General features: G+C 35.2%; 18 protein-coding genes and 1 pseudogene. 15 read left to right on the top strand and 4 right to left on the bottom strand.

From position 1 onward, the window contains the following. Positions 1-11 precede the first annotated feature (11 nt). Entirely contained in the window at positions 12-749 is a 738-nt protein-coding gene (locus BM121_RS00285) for a glucosamine-6-phosphate deaminase (protein ID WP_091479410.1), read from the top strand. A gap of 534 nt (positions 750-1283) precedes the next feature. Here BM121_RS00285 and BM121_RS00280 read toward each other — a convergent pair. The 3 genes from BM121_RS00280 to BM121_RS00270 form a co-directional block, all read right to left on the bottom strand. Next, on the bottom strand, positions 1284-2165 hold the full coding sequence (locus tag BM121_RS00280) for a DMT family transporter (RefSeq protein WP_091479407.1): 882 nt from the start codon (positions 2163-2165) through the stop codon (positions 1284-1286). Between the two features lie 168 nt (positions 2166-2333). Next, positions 2334-2630: a DUF4190 domain-containing protein gene (locus BM121_RS00275; protein WP_091479405.1), complete on the bottom strand. Its 297-nt coding sequence runs from the start codon at positions 2628-2630 to the stop codon at positions 2334-2336. 114 nt (positions 2631-2744) lie between these two features. Continuing rightward, positions 2745-3137, bottom strand: a complete 393-nt coding sequence (locus BM121_RS00270) for a disulfide bond formation protein DsbD (protein WP_091481197.1) — start codon at positions 3135-3137, stop codon at positions 2745-2747. A gap of 175 nt (positions 3138-3312) precedes the next feature. Here BM121_RS00270 and BM121_RS00265 point away from each other — a divergent pair, with 175 nt between their 5' ends. The 5 genes and pseudogenes from BM121_RS00265 (at position 3313) to BM121_RS00245 (ending at position 6894) form a co-directional block, all read left to right on the top strand. Further along, a complete protein-coding gene (locus BM121_RS00265; RefSeq protein WP_091479404.1) occupies positions 3313-3633 on the top strand; it encodes a MazG nucleotide pyrophosphohydrolase domain-containing protein in 321 nt (106 codons plus the stop codon). 73 nt (positions 3634-3706) lie between these two features. Further along, positions 3707-3877 carry a hypothetical protein gene (locus BM121_RS21870; protein WP_217649285.1) on the top strand — a complete coding sequence of 57 codons (171 nt, stop codon included), beginning with the start codon at positions 3707-3709 and terminating at the stop codon, positions 3875-3877. Between the two features lie 130 nt (positions 3878-4007). Further along, complete coding sequence (locus tag BM121_RS00260; RefSeq protein WP_091479402.1) at positions 4008-4607, top strand: short chain dehydrogenase; 600 nt, start codon at positions 4008-4010, stop codon at positions 4605-4607. A gap of 406 nt (positions 4608-5013) precedes the next feature. Then, entirely contained in the window at positions 5014-5202 is a 189-nt protein-coding gene (locus BM121_RS00255) for a hypothetical protein (RefSeq protein ID WP_091479399.1), read from the top strand. 949 nt (positions 5203-6151) lie between these two features. Further along, positions 6152-6894: pseudogene (locus BM121_RS00245) on the top strand (Fic family protein). A gap of 562 nt (positions 6895-7456) precedes the next feature. On the opposite strand, the gene BM121_RS21700 reads toward BM121_RS00245, so the two are convergent. Continuing rightward, the gene (locus BM121_RS21700; RefSeq protein ID WP_217649284.1) at positions 7457-7600 is read right to left on the bottom strand and encodes a hypothetical protein; all 144 of its coding nucleotides are present in this window, start codon (positions 7598-7600) and stop codon (positions 7457-7459) included. Positions 7601-8058: 458 nt separating this feature from the next. Here BM121_RS21700 and BM121_RS00240 point away from each other — a divergent pair, with 458 nt between their 5' ends. The 9 genes from BM121_RS00240 (at position 8059) to iolB (ending at position 18825) form a co-directional block, all read left to right on the top strand. Then, entirely contained in the window at positions 8059-9087 is a 1029-nt protein-coding gene (locus BM121_RS00240; protein WP_091479393.1) for a LacI family DNA-binding transcriptional regulator, read from the top strand. Between the two features lie 173 nt (positions 9088-9260). Beyond that, complete coding sequence (locus BM121_RS00235; protein ID WP_091479391.1) at positions 9261-10496, top strand: ABC transporter substrate-binding protein; 1236 nt, start codon at positions 9261-9263, stop codon at positions 10494-10496. Positions 10497-10584: 88 nt separating this feature from the next. Further along, positions 10585-12594 (top strand): glycoside hydrolase family 31 protein, encoded by a 2010-nt coding sequence (locus tag BM121_RS00230; RefSeq protein WP_091479387.1) that lies wholly within the window; start codon positions 10585-10587, stop codon positions 12592-12594. A 48-nt stretch (positions 12595-12642) separates the two neighbouring features. After that, positions 12643-13533: a carbohydrate ABC transporter permease gene (locus tag BM121_RS00225; RefSeq protein WP_245780691.1), complete on the top strand. Its 891-nt coding sequence runs from the start codon at positions 12643-12645 to the stop codon at positions 13531-13533. A 1-nt stretch (position 13534) separates the two neighbouring features. After that, a complete protein-coding gene (locus BM121_RS00220) occupies positions 13535-14353 on the top strand; it encodes a carbohydrate ABC transporter permease (RefSeq protein WP_091479384.1) in 819 nt (272 codons plus the stop codon). A gap of 142 nt (positions 14354-14495) precedes the next feature. Further along, positions 14496-14939: a hypothetical protein gene (locus BM121_RS00215; protein WP_091479381.1), complete on the top strand. Its 444-nt coding sequence runs from the start codon at positions 14496-14498 to the stop codon at positions 14937-14939. Positions 14940-15564: 625 nt separating this feature from the next. Further along, positions 15565-16320 (top strand): DeoR/GlpR family DNA-binding transcription regulator, encoded by a 756-nt coding sequence (locus tag BM121_RS00205; protein WP_091479373.1) that lies wholly within the window; start codon positions 15565-15567, stop codon positions 16318-16320. Between the two features lie 161 nt (positions 16321-16481). Continuing rightward, positions 16482-17939, top strand: coding sequence for a CoA-acylating methylmalonate-semialdehyde dehydrogenase (locus BM121_RS00200; protein WP_091479369.1), 1458 nt, complete (start codon positions 16482-16484; stop codon positions 17937-17939). 67 nt (positions 17940-18006) lie between these two features. Next, positions 18007-18825: a 5-deoxy-glucuronate isomerase gene (gene iolB / locus BM121_RS00195; protein WP_091479366.1), complete on the top strand. Its 819-nt coding sequence runs from the start codon at positions 18007-18009 to the stop codon at positions 18823-18825. The last annotated feature ends 7 nt before the right edge of the window (positions 18826-18832 follow it).

Genomic DNA, 18832 nt, shown 5'->3' with positions numbered 1-18832 from the left:
GGGGGTCTTTTTTGCAAAGTAGAACTACCGTATTGAATGTTATGAAAGATTATGATGAAATGTCTCAATTAGCAGCAAATGTGCTAGTGGAGCAAATCGCTAAAAAACCAAATTCCGTATTGTGTATTGCTGGTGGTGATACACCGAGAGGAATGTTGAATTATTTATCACATTTAACAGAACAAATAAAAATAGATTTATCAAGATGTCACTTTTTTTTACTAGATGAATGGGTAGGTTTAGATCGAGTGGATAAAGGTAGTTGTCAGTCTTTTCTTTATGAAAACTTATTTGAACCATTATCTATTACCGAAGATCAAATCCATGGCTTCGATGCTACCTCAGAAGATTTAACAGGGGAATGCAATAGAATTAATGAGGAGCTTGAAGCAATAGGAGGTCTAGATCTAGCTATTTTAGGTGTTGGTGTTAATGGACATATTGGTTTTAATGAGCCAGGTGTAGATTTTTCTAGTAATGCACATGTGATTCATCTAGATGAGGTCACGCAGAAGGTAGGAGAGAAATATTTCACAGAGAAACAAAAAACCCCTCATATGGGAATCACTTTAGGTATTAATCAAATTATGAAATCACAAAAAGTAATGGTGATTGCTAACGGTAGAAGAAAAAGAGGTGCTGTAGAATCTTTACTCTATAAAGAGGTATCCTCTCAATGCCCTGCGAGTATATTGCGAAAGCATACTGATTTTCAATTAGTTGTGGACGAAGATGCATTTCTGGAGTGATTTTTTCAAAGTCATAACTAAGCTCGATTAACGTAAATCAATGTAATATGTATGAAAACTCTTTCTAATTCCCCTCTCGTTATTTGTGATAATGATATTATAGTCCCTGTATAAGAAATACGGGAGGGGAAAAATGAAAGGGTATGTCAACACTAAACTGAACAAGTTTTTAAAGGAATATAAACTTGCTTGTAGCGTTCTAAATTATAGTACTATAATCAAAGAAATGAATAAATTTATATATTAGTAAATGAAACGAGGGGAGGTTGTTTCAAACTAGTAGAGAAATCTTTATATTATAATGTGAGTATAAAAATAAAAATCTGTGGCTTATCTCCATTAGCGAGGCGGGCCAGAGATTTTTATTTTTTAGTAATGAAATTATCAGTGAAATTTTGATACGAGACGCTATCATTAAAAAGAGTAAACTTTTATTACCGTGTTACACTTCTGTAAACACCCCACTTCAAACTTCAAGTAATACAAGGAAGCAACTGCTCCTCTATAACCTAAATTCATATCTCAATGGCTGGTTCACTCTACTTGAATTTTTGACTTCGCTTTTCCAGATAAATAAACGCCCACTAAAATGAATAATAGTCCAAAGAATAAATTGGCCGATAAGGTTTCATTTAGAATCCAATAGCCCCATAACATTGCTGTTAATGGGATAAGGTAATAAACGGATGTGGCGAACTCTGCACTTTTTTCTTTGACCATGTAGAAAAACAGCAAATTTGAGATTCCTGATCCAAAAATACCGAGTCCGATAATTGCAATAATAGGTGTAAAAGACGAAAAGATGCCAGATGGGTAAGAGGATGTGATCATCATTCCGATAAACCCAGAAATCGTTCCAATCGTTAATGTAGCTATTGCGACCACTAGTACAGAAACTTGATTCAAGTGTTTTTTTGCATGCTGTGACGCAATTCCATAGGAAATGGTAGCTATAATCATTGTACCAATTCCAATAAAATCATCACCAAATAGTTGAACAATTTTAAAATCTAGTAAAATCAAAACCCCAACGAATCCGATAAAAATACCTATCCATTGTTTTTTTGATAAAAGGATGGAAAAAAATAAAAATCCAATGAAGCTTGTCATAATCGGTGTCATTGCATTAAGGATTGCTGCTGTACTACTTGAAATTTTCATTTCGCTCAATCCAATTAGTGCCCACGGGATGCTTACATTTAAGATACCTACAATGAGAAGCGATTTCCATGGTAGCTTTTTCGTTATCTCTGTCCTTTTTTTCAATAGTAAAATTAAATATAAAGGTAATACTCCAAAGAAACAACGTAGAAATACAATTCCCCAAGGTCCTGTATATGGAAGTAGTAGTTTTATAAATAAAAATGACATTCCCCATATAATACTTAGTGTCAATAAAGCTGCGTAATGTTTCAAAAATAATCCCCCGATTTATTACTAATTGGTATATTTCCAATGTTTTAATTATAAGGAATGTAATGGAGAGTTTCAATTTACCAGTGATGGCCATAAGACTTACCACTTTTTCCCACTGTATTTATCAATGGAGTAATATTTTAAAAACAAAGGAAAAAAACTGATTCCTTAAAGAACAGTAGAATCAACGTTCATATAAGTTAAGCCCGCAATAATGGATAAAATTATTGGTAACAAAATGCCTAAACTACTACAAATTATCCCTGATACTGCCCTCTTTCTGCCCTCTTGGTCTGAACGTTTAATTTCTTTCAACCCAATAATTCCAAGTATTAAACCAACCACACCAAGTACTAGTCCACCTAATGGGATTAGAGATAATACAATCGAGAAAACTCCAAGGATTAAAGAAGCAGTAGCTTTACCGTTTGTAACACCACCCCTTGAAACTTGAGGATTACTCATTTTAGACTCCCCCTTATTTATGCTGCAATATGGCCCTTTTCTTCCATATCGGGCGCTGATGATCTTTTGTTCCAGAATTGTGCCTGTTAGTTGTATTGATACTTTAGACAAAACTTACGATTTACTAGCGTTTAAATCACCGTATACTTTATAAACAATACTGCCAAATGTAAACTTAACAGGGTATAACGAGAGAATAATAGCAATTATTTGACCAAATGTCTTGATGACTCCTGTCAGATGTAACTTATCGTTAATCACGTAATTCGCTAATTGAATTAAACCAAACACGATACCCACCGATACCGCCAACGCAAATAAGATCAAAAAGACTTGTGATATCGACAGTCTTCGTAATTTTTTAAAGCTGCCATCATTAATTGAAAAGCAGATATAAGATAGTGGGAGTAACAACAAGTGCCAACTGGAATAGCCAAATACAATCCAAGAACCCCCCATTACTATAAGTAACATCCAACCGATTATGTTAAATGCTTTTTTGTTCACTTTTCCTTTCACCCTTCCTTAAGAATCGAGGTATTCTGTTACCTTCTCCTCTTAAATACGGATTAATCTTTGCTTCCGTTTCACCCTTGTGTAATCTGGCCTAATTTAAGAAGCATCTCCTAAAATTATAAAGACTTTTCTGCTACAATTAAAGTTAAACGAGGAGGTTTTACTAGTGAATGTTTCAGAGTTTCAATCATGGATTCAAGAGTATTATCAAGAAAGAGGTTGGTCCGAATTAGATATTTTCATACGCATTGGTTTCCTAGCTGAAGAAACAGGAGAAGTAGCGAGAGCTATAAGAGCCTTAGAAATTGGTCGTGATAGACCTGATGAATATACCGGGACATCTGATGAGCAAAGACAAGAGCTAATAGAAGAATTAGGGGATGTTTTAGGTAATGTTATAGTTATTGCCAATAAATATGACATTGCTCTTGAAGATGTTTTTCGAGCCCACCGTGAAAAGCTCCAAAAACGATATATCAAAAATTGATGCGGGTGCCTTTCACTTTCCGGCCTTTGTCGAGCAGACAAGAACCGGGGAGTTTTTTTAGGTGTTGGTGAAGATGATTTTACAATATCGGGCTCGTAAGGATGTAAGTTTAGCAAAGAATTTCATTAAAATGTTAAAAGCATATAAAATGATTATGACTATCATTTTATTATTAGAAGACTCTTTTGAGTCATATGTCTCTGCCATGAATAATGTAGGTGAATGGGAGAAGACTGTCTATTGAAAACATCTCATATCAGAGGTTTGGTATTATCGTGTAATATAACTTCAGTAGAGCATAAAAAACAAGTATATTGAAAAGTAGTTTGAACTGTAGCATGCTATAAATAGATCAACAAATGGAGGGACAATAGATGAAAATACTATTGATTGGTGCGTCGGGAACGATTGGATCGGTAGTTCTAGAAGAAATGAAAAAAGATGCTGAGATTATTACTGCTGGGATTGAAAACTCAGATATCACAGTTGACACGACTTCTCCAGAGAGTATTAAGCAAATGTATGAACAAGTGGGTACAGTGGATGCAATTGTAAATACGGCAGGGATAGAGCATTATGGATTTTTAAAAGAGATGACCCCTGAGCAAAATCAAATCGCTGTTCAAAGTAAGCTTTCAGGACAAGTAAATTTAGTATTATTGGGGATGGATGCTTTATCAGATAATGGCAGTTTTACTCTGACAACTGGTATTTTAATGGATGATCCGATTGTCAAAGGGGCTTCCGCAGCAATGGCTAATGGTGGTGTTCGAGCTTTTGTGAAATCAGCAGCGATTGAAATGCCGCGAGGTCTACGAATCAATCATGTTAGTCCAACAATATTGGAGGTATCGGTAGAAAAAAATGGTCACTTATTCGAAGGGTTCGAACCGGTTTCGTCCCGAAGAATCGGTTTGGCTTATCGAAAGAGCATCTTAGGCGCGCAGACAGGCGAAGGTATTTATGTGTATTAAATGGAGAGGCAATAAAACATATACTGATTGAATGGGTTCTAAAAATATGAATTGAAAAATAACAAGTTTGAGATTGCTCAAATAAAGTGGTTCTAAATCAGCGAATTCAATTATTGATTAGAACCATTTTTTTTACCCCAAATAGCCGTTAATGGCTCATTACACCTTCTTGGTGTCCTTATATCCCATTTTTTTAGTTGGAAATTTTATGCTACCATCTTCACCGCTAATTGTTTGTTAAAGAATGCAGAAGTGATCAACCACAAATAAAAGTGTTATTTTTTAAAAATAGTAATCCTCTCCTTGTTTTCAAAGTTTTGTTATCCTTTCCGTTTTTTGTTATATTAAACTGTGAAAATTGCTAATTAGATGGATGTTTAATATGAATTTTGGAGGTCTGCGTATCATGATGAACAAAATCAGTATTGTTACAAGTATTATTACAATGATAGGATCAGTAATACTAGGTACTCTGAGTTTTAATAACACTGGGTTCGGTTTAATTACACTAGCATTCATTTTGTTTTTTATCTCTTCAACTCGTTCATTAATTCTAGACTTGAAAGACGAAAAAACAAAAATTAATAATAATTGATAGATTTTCCCTTATAACAAATATAAACAAAATAAAAATAGTCTTTCTTACATAAAATGTACCGGATGCAGAGCTTTATATTGTCGGACACTCTTTAGGTGGTAGATTAACGCAAGATGTATTATACACAACGTATAATGATAATGATGGTACATTTGGATTCTTTGAAAAGGGTATTCGTACTCCTAAACATTCAGCAACTTTCAATGCAATAGGATTCGACCATCTAATCTTTGATACACTAAAAATAGTATTGTAGACGATATAGAGCCTTATTTGGCCAATTCTTTGGCGCAAGTGCTAGTAATGCATTCCTTGGTCTGCCAACAGGTTATCAAAGGTTAGGAACGGATATTGGTCCATGGATTGCAAAAGATGAGAATCAAGTGGAAATTCTGGTATCAGGCAAATATTCCATCACGATCCAAACCTACAAGTTCCGAATATATACGTATTGGATTAACGTTGAATTAAAGGAAGGTTATTATGAGAGAGTATATTACATGTTTCTTTCACATACATTCAAAGCATTGGTATCTTTATTTGGGTTTACTAGTGTTGACACCAATAGCGTTTTTCATCACGCTAATTTTAAGTGTGTATATAGTAGCGAATCTGGAATCAAATGAAGCGGCCCATTTTGTTAGTGCTTTGCTATTTACAACGATTACTAGTTGTTTATTTCTGATACCAAATTATAAAGTGGCGAAAAAAACGATTAAAAATAAGAATATTATCCTGATAATTACCGCTACCTTATGGAGTCAACTTATGTTAATGCTACCGATATTTATCGCGATATATCTATTCTTAGGATATTTCATCTCTGAATTTAACACCTGAATATAGTGAAAGGGGACAGACACTAAGTCTGTTCTCTTAGTACCCATAATAATTGTAATTATAATTTAACTATATGATATAATATAACTTAAAGTAGGTGTTGAATATGAATGAATTTCAACGGATTGATAAATTAAAAAATACCTTAGATCAACAAAAACCACTACCACCAGAAGTTGTAAACAATCTCAAAGATGTTTACAAAGTAGAATGGACATATCATTCCAATGCAATTGAAGGCAATACGTTGTCACTAATGGAAACCAAAATGGTGTTAGAAGAAGGTTTAACGATTGGTGGTAAGCAATTAAGAGAGCATTTTGAAGCCATTAATCATGCCGAAGCTATTGATTATATTGATGAAAACGTCAGTGGTCAGAGTCATTTAGATGAACCGTTACTAAAAAGTATACATGCTCTTATTCTCAAAAATATTGACGATAAGAATGCTGGTGTTTACCGATCCATTAACGTAAAAATATCTGGAAGTGAGCATATGCCTCCGCATTTCCTTCAAGTAGAGCAGAAGATAAAAAATCTTTTCGAATGGTATAAACATGCAAAAAACAAACTACATCCCGTTGAGTTAGCTGCATTATTTCATTTTAAGTTTGTTTATATTCACCCATTTGTTGACGGAAACGGAAGAACCGCAAGACTTTTGATGAATTTTATATTGATGCAAGCAGGCTATCCACCAGCTATTGTAAAAGCAGAAAATGAACAACGTCTTAACACTATAAAACTCTAGAAGTGGCAAGTATTCAACAAAATGTCGATCCTTTTGTAGGTCTGATAGCAGAGTGTGTAGAAAATAGTCTTCAACAGTATCTAAACGCTATAATATAGGGTACTTGTCTCCCCTTGAACCTAGTCATGAGTAGTGAACGAATTTAAAGAAATATCAGATGTCATTGTGGCGAACAGATTGACAGATGTTATTAAAGATGTAGCGGATAAGGTTTATACTAGGGATTTGTTTAGCCGAGATTAACGTTGATTTAACTGCTTCTTACTAAATCGTTGTAAATGAACTAAGATTAATAGGCTCATCTCCATTAAAGGAGGTGGGCCATTTTTTGTGTTTTACCGAATGTTGTTAAGGTTTATCATTAGAGCGATTAAAAACATAATGTAGTCACCTATCCATTTTCAAAATAAGTACCAAAATAGCTTCTACATATCATGTTTTTGGTACTTAAATTAGCTTTAAGTACCATTTTTCTTTTATCAAAGTTTGATTTGGTACTAAAAACTGCTTTAAGTACCAAATTAGGTTACTAAAACGTAAATTTGGTACTAATTTAGGAATTGTGATGTTAAGTTATTGTTTGAAAAGAGCGCAGGGAAGGAATAATCATTCCAACTCTGCGCTCTTAATTCATTTATTAGTCACCATCAACCACTTTTTTTAATATTTGATAAGATTTTTTTGTTTCTCTGTACCATATATATAAGAAATGGCCATTAGTTCATCTACTTGGTATTTCTCTTGGAAATTTGTTAATTGTTCGCGAATCGACTCTTTACTACCTTGCAGTACGGCACTTGCCATAGAGGAAACGACGTTCTTCTCTATTTCAACCAGATGCAGGGCAAGTAACCGCATTTTGTGCTTTAGCAATTATCTTGTGGAAAAATATTGGTAATAGTTCGTTAAAGTTAATTATGCTAACATTCACAACCGCAGTGGTAATTTTGTCTTGGATATTTCTTGATGATTTAGCCGCAATTCGTTATGTGGAACACATTATATTTTTGGTTGCAGATATGGGGGAGGCATGGTTTATCTTAGTAGGGATTCTTTCTCTCATATTATTATTGTTTCCATTCCTTTTTTAGCAAAGCAACTAGCGCCTCTCTCTTATATTTTCATACCAAGAATAATTTTTAATACACCTTGACAAATGATAAAAATATAATTAAAATACAAATCAGTGTAAGCGTTATATAAAAATGAGGAACGATCCTCATATTGCTGAATGAATAGTTTAATAAGGAATATGGTGAAATATGATGAAAGTAACAGCAAAATCAATAGCAAAAGAATTGAATCTATCCCATGCTACCGTTGACAGGGTATTACATAATAGAGGTGGAGTAAGCCCTAAAACAATTAAGAAAGTTATGGAAAAGGCGAAGGAGTTAAATTATACTCCCAACAAATCTGCCAGCTTTCTGGCGAAGAAAAAGCAAGTAAACGTCGCATTTGTATTTCCAAAATATCCAGAATATTTTTGGCGCGAAATTGAAATGGGGATAAAGAAAGCACTTGATGATTTACAGGATTATGGTTTTCATATTGAAGTATTGAAGCCACCTCACACAATTGAAAAGCAATTAGAAGTTGTTCAAGAGGTTATTCAGTCAGAAAAATTTGACGGGTTAGTGATTTGCCCTACAGATGGTATCCCTTTAACAAATATTATAGAAACAGGGATTAAAGAAGAATTTCCTATCTTTACTTTTAACAATGATTCCCCAACAAGCAAAAGGATTTCGTATGTGGGAGCAAACTATTATGATGCAGGGAGATTAGCAGGAGAGTTATTAGTTAAATTCACGAATAATTCCAAGAAGTTCGCCGTCATAACTGATGAGCAAGATACATTTCAAATGAAACAAAAGCGAAGCGGATTTGAGGAATATGCTCTTGAAAATAAGAGTATTGATTTTGTGAAAATACTTAAATATGACAATCGGAATGCGGAAGAATCGTTAGCCAACATTAAGTCAAACATCAATGACGTGGATGGAATTTATGTAGCTTGTGGTGCGTTAGCGGAAATGTCAGGTTTAATAGAGAATTCAGGAGACACACGTCCTATTTTAATTGGACATGATATGAGTAAAACAATTTATCAATATTTAGAGAAAGATATTGTATCAGCTGCTATATGCCAAGATCCCTTTTACCAGGGAAGTATGGCATTACGTCTCGCTTTTGATTATTTAATGCTCGATAAAGAACCAGAACGCAAGGAACATATTGTAAAATTAGAAATTGTTACGACAGGAAACGCCAAGTATTATGTACAATAATCCAAGTTAATAGAACTATTGCTGTTCTATTAACTTGGGAATACTTATCTGTTTTTTTCACCAAAAATGAGGAACGCTCCTCATTTCATTGAAGGGAGGAATGACAAAAGAATTTTAATTAAATGTAATAATAATAACCAAAATGAAAGCGCATTTAAAAAGGAGTGTTTTTAATGAAAAAAAAGTTCATGTTAACTATAAGTATAGTATGTATTCTGGTAATGGTTGCCTGTGGAAATAATGAGGATCAATCAAACTCTGAAAATAGTAGCGGGAAACAAGAACTATTACTGTGGCATTATTATACAGGGTCTGAAGACGCATTAAATGAAATACTAGCAGATTATAATGATTCTCAAGAGAACTATGAAGTAGTTGCAGAATATGTTCCCTTTGATGAAATGAATAGACAATTATCAGTGGGCACCGCAGGGGATACGCTACCGGATATAGTCATTTCCGATACAGTAAATAATGTATCAATGGCTTCGATGGGGATTCTAGCAGATATTACAGATAAGCTTGATGAATGGGGAAACAAAGATAAATTTCTTGATGGACCAATGGATTCAACCGTTTATCAAGACAAAAATTATGGCTTACCTTTAACGACCAACGCATTAGGACTTTTTTATAATAAACAGCTACTAGAGGAAAGCGGAATCGAAGAGCCACCAACAACTTGGGAAGAATTAGAGGAGGTGGCTGCTAGTTTAACGACAGATAATGTAAAAGGATTTGGTATGTCTGCTGTCCGTTCAGAAGAAGCAACATTTCAGATGTATCCGTTCCTCTTATCAGCTGGTGCAACTTACGAGAATTTAGATTCACCAGAAGCGATGGAAGCTTTTTCTCTCATTCACAACCTGCTAGATAAAGGTTATATGGGTCAGGACGTGCTGACATCAACACAAGATGATTTAACGAGAATGTTTACAGAAGGTAACCTGGCCATGATGATCAATGGTCCCTGGATGATTGATCGAATCCAAGAAAATGAAAATATTGATTTCGGTATTACATACATTCCGAAAAGCAACGAATTTAAGTCGACTACAGGTGGGGACAATATTGCCATTACAAAAAGTGGAGAGGTTGATCAAGCATGGGACTTCATTACATGGTTATTTGAACCAGAACAAAATGAGCGCTTTGCTATGGAAACAGGATATTATCCAACAAGGTCCGATGTACTAAATGAAGCTGAATACTGGCAAAATCAAGAGCATGTGAAGGATTTTGTTCCTATCATGGAAATTGCTGAGCCACGAGGACCTTCTTCGGATTGGCCTAGTGTGTCAGAAGCCATTCAGTTAGCAATTCAAAAAGCAATGACAAACGATTCAACAATAGAAGAAGCTCTCGAAGAAGCTTCTACTAAAATTGAAGAAATTCAGGAGTCTGAGTAAGTGTTTATTTACTATGTGGCAGTTTACAAGGAGACTTAACTGCCACACAACAAGAATGTAACAGAAACAGAGTGGAGGAGTTGACACAATGAAAAGTGTTTTTGAAAAAGACGGCAATCGTTTAGTACGTCAATATGATGGTGAGAAATTATGGATTGAACCATGGGGAGAGGACAGTTTACGTATTCGTTCTACTCATTTAGAAACTATTATAGATAAAGATTGGGCGCTTTTGCCTCAAGAAGATATCAAAACCACAATTAATATAGAAGAAGGACAAGCAACCATTGAAAACGGCAAAATAAAAGCAGTTGTGTCAGCGGCAGCAGCGGGAAAAATTATTTTTTATAATCAAAAAGGAGAAATTTTACTAGAAGAGTATGTGCGTAATCGTAAAAACTTAAAAGAATTCACAAGTGCTTTAAAAATTGATGCGCGTGAGTTTAAGGCGAATCTAGGTGGAGATTTTCAATTAACATACCGATTTGAATCCAATCCAGATGAAAAAATCTTCGGGATGGGACAATATCAACAACCATATCTAGACATGAAAAACTGTACGCTAGAGTTAGCTCATAGAAACTCACAAGCTAGTGTGCCTTTTGCACTTTCAAGTCTCGGTTATGGCTTTCTTTGGAATAATCCTGCTATCGGTCAAGTTACCTTTGGAAAGAATGTAACCGAATGGGTTGCAAAGTCTACTAAACAACTTGATTTTTGGATAACAGCGGGTGACTCTCCAGCTGAAATAGAAGAATCTTATGCTAATGTAACGGGCACAGTTCCGGAAATGCCAGAGTATGGTTTAGGCTTTTGGCAATGTAAACTTCGTTATCAAACACAGGATGAGCTTTTAGAAGTTGCCAGAGAATACAAAAAGAGAAACTTACCAATTGATGTAATTGTAGTAGATTACTTCCATTGGCCAATGCAAGGTGATTGGAAGTTTGATAAAGATTATTGGCCAGACCCTGAAGGAATGGTACGTGAATTAAAAGAAATGGGAATAGAATTAATGGTTTCTATTTGGCCAACTGTGGATAAAAAAAGTGAAAATTATGATGAGATGCTGCAAAAAGGATACTTAACACGCACTGAAAAAGGCATACGCATTACGCATGACTTTTTAGGAAATACCGTTTATTTTGATACCACACATCCAGGTGCCAGAGAATTTGTTTGGGAAAAAGCAAAGAAAAACTATTATGATATGGGAATTAAACTATTTTGGTTAGATGAAGCAGAGCCAGAATATAATGTGTATGATTTTGAGAATTACCGTTACCATGTTGGATCCAATGCACAAGTAGGAAATATTTATCCAGCCATGTTTTCCAAAGCATTTTATGATGGAATGAAAAAAGAAGGCCATGAAAATATAGTAAACCTTGTTCGTAGTGCATGGGCAGGCAGTCAGCGTTATGGAGCCCTTGTGTGGTCTGGAGATATTGACTCCAGTTTTGAATCATTGCGAAACCAATTTAATACTGGATTGAACATGGGACTAGCAGGTTTACCTTGGTGGACAACAGATATTGGTGGATTCCAAGGCGCGCATACTGATGATCCGGACTTTAAAGAAGTAATGATACGCTGGTTCCAATACGGAGCATTTTGTCCGGTTTTCCGTCTTCATGGTGATCGTGAGCCACACTCTAAGCCATTAGGAACAAGTGGTGGCGGTTTATGCCCAAGTGGGGCGCCGAATGAAGTATGGAGTTATGGTGAAGAAGCATACGAAATCTTCAAAAAATATATGCAGATGCGTGAACGCTTAAGACCATATATTAGGGAGTTAATGCAGGAAGCACACGAAAAAGGTACGCCTCTTATGCGTCCATTGTTCTATGATTTCCCACAAGATAAACAAGCTTGGAATATAGAAGATGCATATATGTTCGGACCAGATCTACTTGTAGCACCAGTTTTACATGAAGGACAACGGAGTCGTGAGGTCTATTTGCCAGAGGGTGCAAAATGGACAGATACTAATACAAGTAAAGTTTATCAAGGTGGCACTAGTGTGGAAGTGAAGGCAGATTTAGACACTATTCCATTGTTCTTGAAAGATGATGCTCAATTACCTATAAACAACTAATCCTTATTTTGAAGCAATAAAGATAATGAAAGGAATGAGGTGCTTCTAGTGCGGAAGAAATTTGGTGATAAAATAGAGGGATATATATTTGTTTTACCAGCAGTAATTTTTATGTTATTACTGATTGGTTATCCTCTGATATACAATATTGTGCTTAGCTTTCAAAATGTTGATCTAAGTAATCTAGGTGGAGGCGATAAATCATTTGTAGGGTTTGATAATTACCGGAATGTTTCTGGAGAAGAAGCTTTTGGTATCTCCATTAAAAATACACTTATTTACACGTTCGCAAGTGTAATCTTTCAAGTGATTATTGGCTTTTTCCTGGCAACCTTCTTCAGTATGAAATTCCGATTGGCAGGATTTCTGAGAGGGATTATGATGATTAGCTGGCTGATACCAATGACAGTAACAGCCCTATTATTTAAGTTTATCATGGGATCTAGTGATGGGATTTTCAACCAAATGTTGCTTTCCTTCAATATAATCAATGAACCAATTGGTTGGTTATCTAGCCCAGATGTAGCGTTGTGGAGTGTTATTATAGCAAATATTTGGGTCGGAATACCGTTTAACATGTTGTTATTGTCGACTGGCTTAAGTGGTTTGCCACAGGATGTATATGAAAGTGCAAGTTTAGATGGAGCAAGTTGGTGGCAGAAGCTAGTTCATATCACAATTCCATTGTTACGCCCAGTAATTATGGTAGTACTAATGCTAGGTTTCATTTATACATTTAAGGTGTTTGATATTGTCTATGTCATGACAGGTGGAGGGCCTATCAATTCGACGGAGGTCTTGTCGACTTTAGCTTTCCGATATTCATTCACGGATTTTGACTTTAGTTTAGGTGCTGCTGTTGCCAATGTATTATTCTTAATTCTCTTCGCTATTAGTTTAGTTTACTTGAGAATGATCAAGAAAGATGAGGCGATTTAAGATGAGTAATCGGAAAAACTGGATTTTAAGTATTATTGGAGTTGTCATTGTGGGAGCATTCTTGTTTCCTGTTTATTGGATGATTATTACAGCTTTTAAAACACAAACAGAGATATTTCAAACTCCACCAACTTTTTTCCCTAAGGAGTTTCAACTAGATAGTTTTATTACGGTAATTCAAGGAGATGTTGGTCAGTACTTTTTAAATAGTGTGATTATTTCTTCCCTGGCAACTATTCTAGTTTTAGTACTTTCGGTTCCTTCGGCATACGGTTTAGCAAGATTTCGCATTAAAGGTGTACAATCCATGCTTTTGGTATACTTAGTTACGCAAATGTTACCAGCAACAGTCGTGTTAACACCTTTGTTTATTGTATTTAACAATTTAGGGTTATTAAACACATATATTGCGCCAGTATTGGCAACTGCCACATTAGGGGTTCCTTTTTCTGTATTATTATTAAGAACTTTCTTTATTGGAATACCTAAAGAATTGGAAGAGGCTGCTAAAATAGATGGTTGTGGTCGTTTACGGGCGTTCTTGCAAGTAATTGTTCCTATTTCTCTACCAAGTATTGTAGTGTGTGGTGCTATTTCATTCTTCTTCGCATGGGGTGATTTGATTTTCAGTATTACATTCAACCGTAATCAAGACTTATGGCCATTAACAGCTGGGATCTTTAATGCTGTAGGTCGTTATGGTATAGAATGGAATAATTTAATGGCATTCACTACGATTTCTGTCCTACCAGTTATTATTATCTTTGTGCTACTACAGAAGCATTTAGTGGAAGGCTTAGTTAGCGGATCGGTGAAATAAAATTTTGCGACAATCATAAACGATGGAGAAGATGTTTATCTCCTCCATCATTTTTAGCGTCAAATACTCATTAGGAATATTCTAGTTTACAAGTATCTCTTTAATATTATAGAATTGATGATCATAATCGTAGTGAGGTGCAATGACTAAAGAAGTGGAGAATCATGTACAGAATTATGAAGACTTATTAAGAACATCGAGTCAAATGTCTGAGCTCACATTCGAAAGCGCAACTAATTTAAACAGGTTGATTCTATCCAATGAAGAGATAAGAAATGAACTATTATTTGTATCAACTGGCTCTACTGAATATTATAAAACTGCAATTATTCTCCATGATATTCTTTCAACATATTCGTTAAACACCAAATATATTGAGTCTGTTTGCCTTTTTGATATTGAAGATAATTCGTATTGTTATGGCATTTCTAAGAGAGGAACATATTTTTTTAATAATATACAAGACCTAAAGACAAAGGAGTGGTATCAACAGGCTAAATTGGCTGGAGGTAAGGAAATTTTGCTTGGAAGTAATATATTAAATGGAAGTAATGATAGTTTCTCCACTGTAAAGTTTTTAAGGTAGGCATGCCTCAGAGATGGGGCATGTTTTTTATTGTTTAGGAAATTACATTAGCGTTGCATAATTAAAATAAACCTTTAAAGTGAAATCCATTGTCAAGACAGTACTTTTAAAAAATCTAAAGTGGGGCATCACTCTTGTCCCTTGACCAAAGACAATACCACAAAGATGGAAAGAAATAATGATTCATTCTTTATAAGCCGTTGCTGGCGTTTCACATGCCGTGAGATAGACTTCTTCATATTTAAGATTGCGCCAAAAACGCTCAGTAATGATGTTATCAAGCGCTCGTCCTTTTCTGTCCATGCTTATTCGAACGGTATGATCTTTCAGTCTTTGGATGTATTGGGTACTCGTAAAATGACTACGTTGATCACTGTTGAAAATAATTGGTCTAGTTTGAGAAAATGCCTGATTCACTGCTTGGTTTGATCCAATGTCCAACTGATTACAAAGCGTGAGTGCCAATCGATGTTAGCGGTTAAGATTGCCTTGAAGCCGAACTGGCACTTTTATGTAATACATATAAATGACTAATAAATGAAAAAATAAATAAAAATGATGAATTTATGAGTAAGTTTTGATAATATGAATGTAATCACTTGTTGATTTGGAAAGGAAGAATTCTATGATGAAAACAAAACGCATCACTTCGATACTAGATTATGTTCAAGAGAAACACTCTGTTTCATTAGATGATTTAGTGAAAGAGTTTAACGTGTCAAAGAACACAATTAGGAGAGATGTGCAAGAATTAGTTGATCAAAAAAAACTGCAAAAAGTTTACGGTGGTGTTTCTGTTCCTAAGCCTTTAACTGTACCATATCATGACAGAAAAATTCGAAATTTCAAAGAAAAAGCATTAATAGCGGAATTAGCAGCAGATTATATTGAAGATGGTGATATCGTTTTTTTGGATTCGGGTACAACGACAGGAGCCATTCTCGAATTCATTAAAAATAAAAGCCTTACGATCGTTACCAATAATATGGATTTCACATTAGATGCTACACCTTATCCCCAACTCCAAATTTATGGGACAGGTGGGGTCTTTGAACGGTCAACTCGCTCCTATGTTGGTATGGATAGTGCTGAAACAATAGCGAAGTATAACTTTAATAAAGCGATAATGGCCACAACAGGATTATCAATTGATAAAGGCTTTACTAATTCATCACCACTAGAAACTCAGATTAAAAGAAAAGCAATGGAAAAAAGCGAAACCATCTTTGTACTAGCAGACAACAGCAAATTTGATCGATACTCGATAACAACTTATGGATATTTTGATGAAATTGATTATATTATTACAGATCAAGAGCCTCCAAAGAATTATTTAGATACCACATCAGAAATTAAAAAACAGATTATTTACCCCATGTGAAACAAATATATAAGTTTTTAATGGTCATCTTTTTGTTAACTTTTTATCATGTTTTTATTAACTTATGAAAGTATTTGTGATATACTATCGTTTAAGATATAGAATCAAAATCCTACAACTTTTTTTGAATGCTTGTAGTGGAGCAAATAGGAGGATGAAAAATGGCCAGAAAACTTAAAAATTTTATTAATGGTGAGTGGGTTGAAAGTAAGACAGAAACGTATGAAAAAGTATACAATCCTGCAACGAAAGAAGTTATAGCAGAGGTGCCTATTTCGACAAGTGAAGATTTTGAAGAAGCATCGCAATCTGCACAAAAAGCATATGAGCAATGGAAAAAGGTACCCGTTTCGAAACGGGCTCGTATTCTATTTAAATATCAAAATATTTTACTAGATCATACAGAAGAGTTAGCAGAGTTAATTACCAAAGAGAATGGTAAAAGTAAAAAAGAAGCACTTGGAGAAGTACAACGTGGAATTGAAAATGTAGAATTTGCTAGTGGTGCTCCAACGTTAATCATGGGCGATTCTCTTGCTTCAATTGCAACTGATATTGAAGCTGCTAATTACCGCTATCCGATTGGTGTTGTCGGTGGGATCTCACCATTTAACTTTCCGATGATGGTGCCATGCTGGATGTATCCAATGGCAATAGCAGTAGGGAATGCTTTTATTTTAAAACCATCAGAAAAGGCTCCTCTTTTAGCAGAGAAATTAGCGGAATTATTACATGAAGCAGGTCTACCGAAAGGTGTATTCAATATTGTCCACGGTGCTCATGATGTGGTAAATGGGATTTTAAATCACCCAATAGTGAAAGCAGTTTCATTTGTAGGATCTAGGTCAGTAGGGGAATACGTATATAAACGAGGAAGTGAGAATCTCAAGAGAGTACAAGCACTAACAGGTGCAAAAAACCATACAACGGTTCTCAAAGACGCTGATTTAGATCTTGCTGCTAGAGATGTTATCAGTGCAGCATTTGGTTCAGCGGGTGAGCGGTGTATGGCATGTGCAGTTGTAACGGTTGAAGATGATATAGCGGATGCATTTGTAGCAAAATTAAAAGAGTCTGCTGACAGTATTAAAATGGGAAATGGTCTTGATGACGGTGTGTTTTTAGGTCCAGTGATACGAGAAGAAGCGAAAGAGCGAACATTAAAGTATATTGAAAAAGGCTTAGAAGAAGGGGCGACATTAATTCGCGATGGTCGACAAGAACAGCCGGATGATGGCTTTTTCGTAGGACCTACTATTTTTGAGAATGTAAAAACAGATATGACGATATGGAAAGATGAAATTTTTGCTCCCGTTTTATCAGTAATCAGAGTGAAAAATTTAAAAGAAGCCGTGGAAACAGCTAACCAATCAGAATTTGCTAATGGTGCTTGTATCTTTACGACAAGTGCACTATCTGTTCGTTATTTCCGTGAGAATATTGATGCTGGGATGATTGGTGTAAATTTGGGAGTGCCAGCACCAATGGCATTTTTCCCATTCTCAGGGTGGAAGTCTTCTTTCTTTGGTACATTGCATGCTAATGGGAAAGACAGTATTGATTTTTATACGCGTAAAAAAGTAGTGACTGCGCGTTATCCTGAACCAGAATTCGAGTAAATATATAGTAGCTTGCACAGATTGTAATGATCTGATGCAAGCTCATTCCACATATGGAGGTTTTAGTATGTCAGAGTTACTAAGAAAGCCAAATGATAAAACTTTAGATAACGGTGTTACACTTCTTCATGATGTAACAAAAGCAAATTCTAATCTTCAATATGTATCATTTAAGACAGTTGAACTGAAGTCTGGTGCCAGTATTAATGAGTGTCTTACCGATCTAGAATGCTGCATAGTTGCCTTAACTGGTAAGGTTACAGTTTCTGATGGAGAACAAAGGTTTGAAGGAATCGGAAGAAGAGAAAGTGTTTTTGAAAAGACCCCAACAGATAGTGTGTACATCTCAAATGATAAAAAGATGGAGATTCAAGCTGATACAGATGCTAGAGTCGCTTTGTGTTATGCACCTTCAGAAAATCCGTTACCAACGCGTTTGATTAAAGCAGAAGATAACCAGATAGAGAAGCGTGGTAAATACAATAATCAGCGTCTTGTTCATAATATCTTACCTGACTCTGATCCAACTGCAAATAGTGTTCTAGTAGTAGAGGTCTTCACGGCATCAGGAAATTGGTCCAGTTATCCTCCACACAAGCATGATCAAGATAACCTTCCAAATGAATCAATGCTAGAAGAAACGTATTATCATGAAATGAATCCAGCCCAAGGATTTGTTTTCCAAAGAGTTTATACAGAAGACAGAAGTATTGATGAAACAATGGCTGTTGAAAATAAAAATGTTGTACTCGTACCTTCTGGTTATCATCCTGTCGGGGTTCCAGATGGTTATACATCCTATTATTTGAACGTGATGGCGGGCCCAAAACGAGTTTGGAAATTTCATAATGAAGCAGATCATGAATGGATTATAGATAGACAATAATAATAAA

The organism is Gracilibacillus orientalis (assembly GCF_900114645.1).
Classification (GTDB): Bacteria; Bacillota; Bacilli; order Bacillales; family Amphibacillaceae; genus Gracilibacillus; species Gracilibacillus orientalis.
This window is presented reverse-complemented; position numbering and strand designations above follow the sequence as displayed.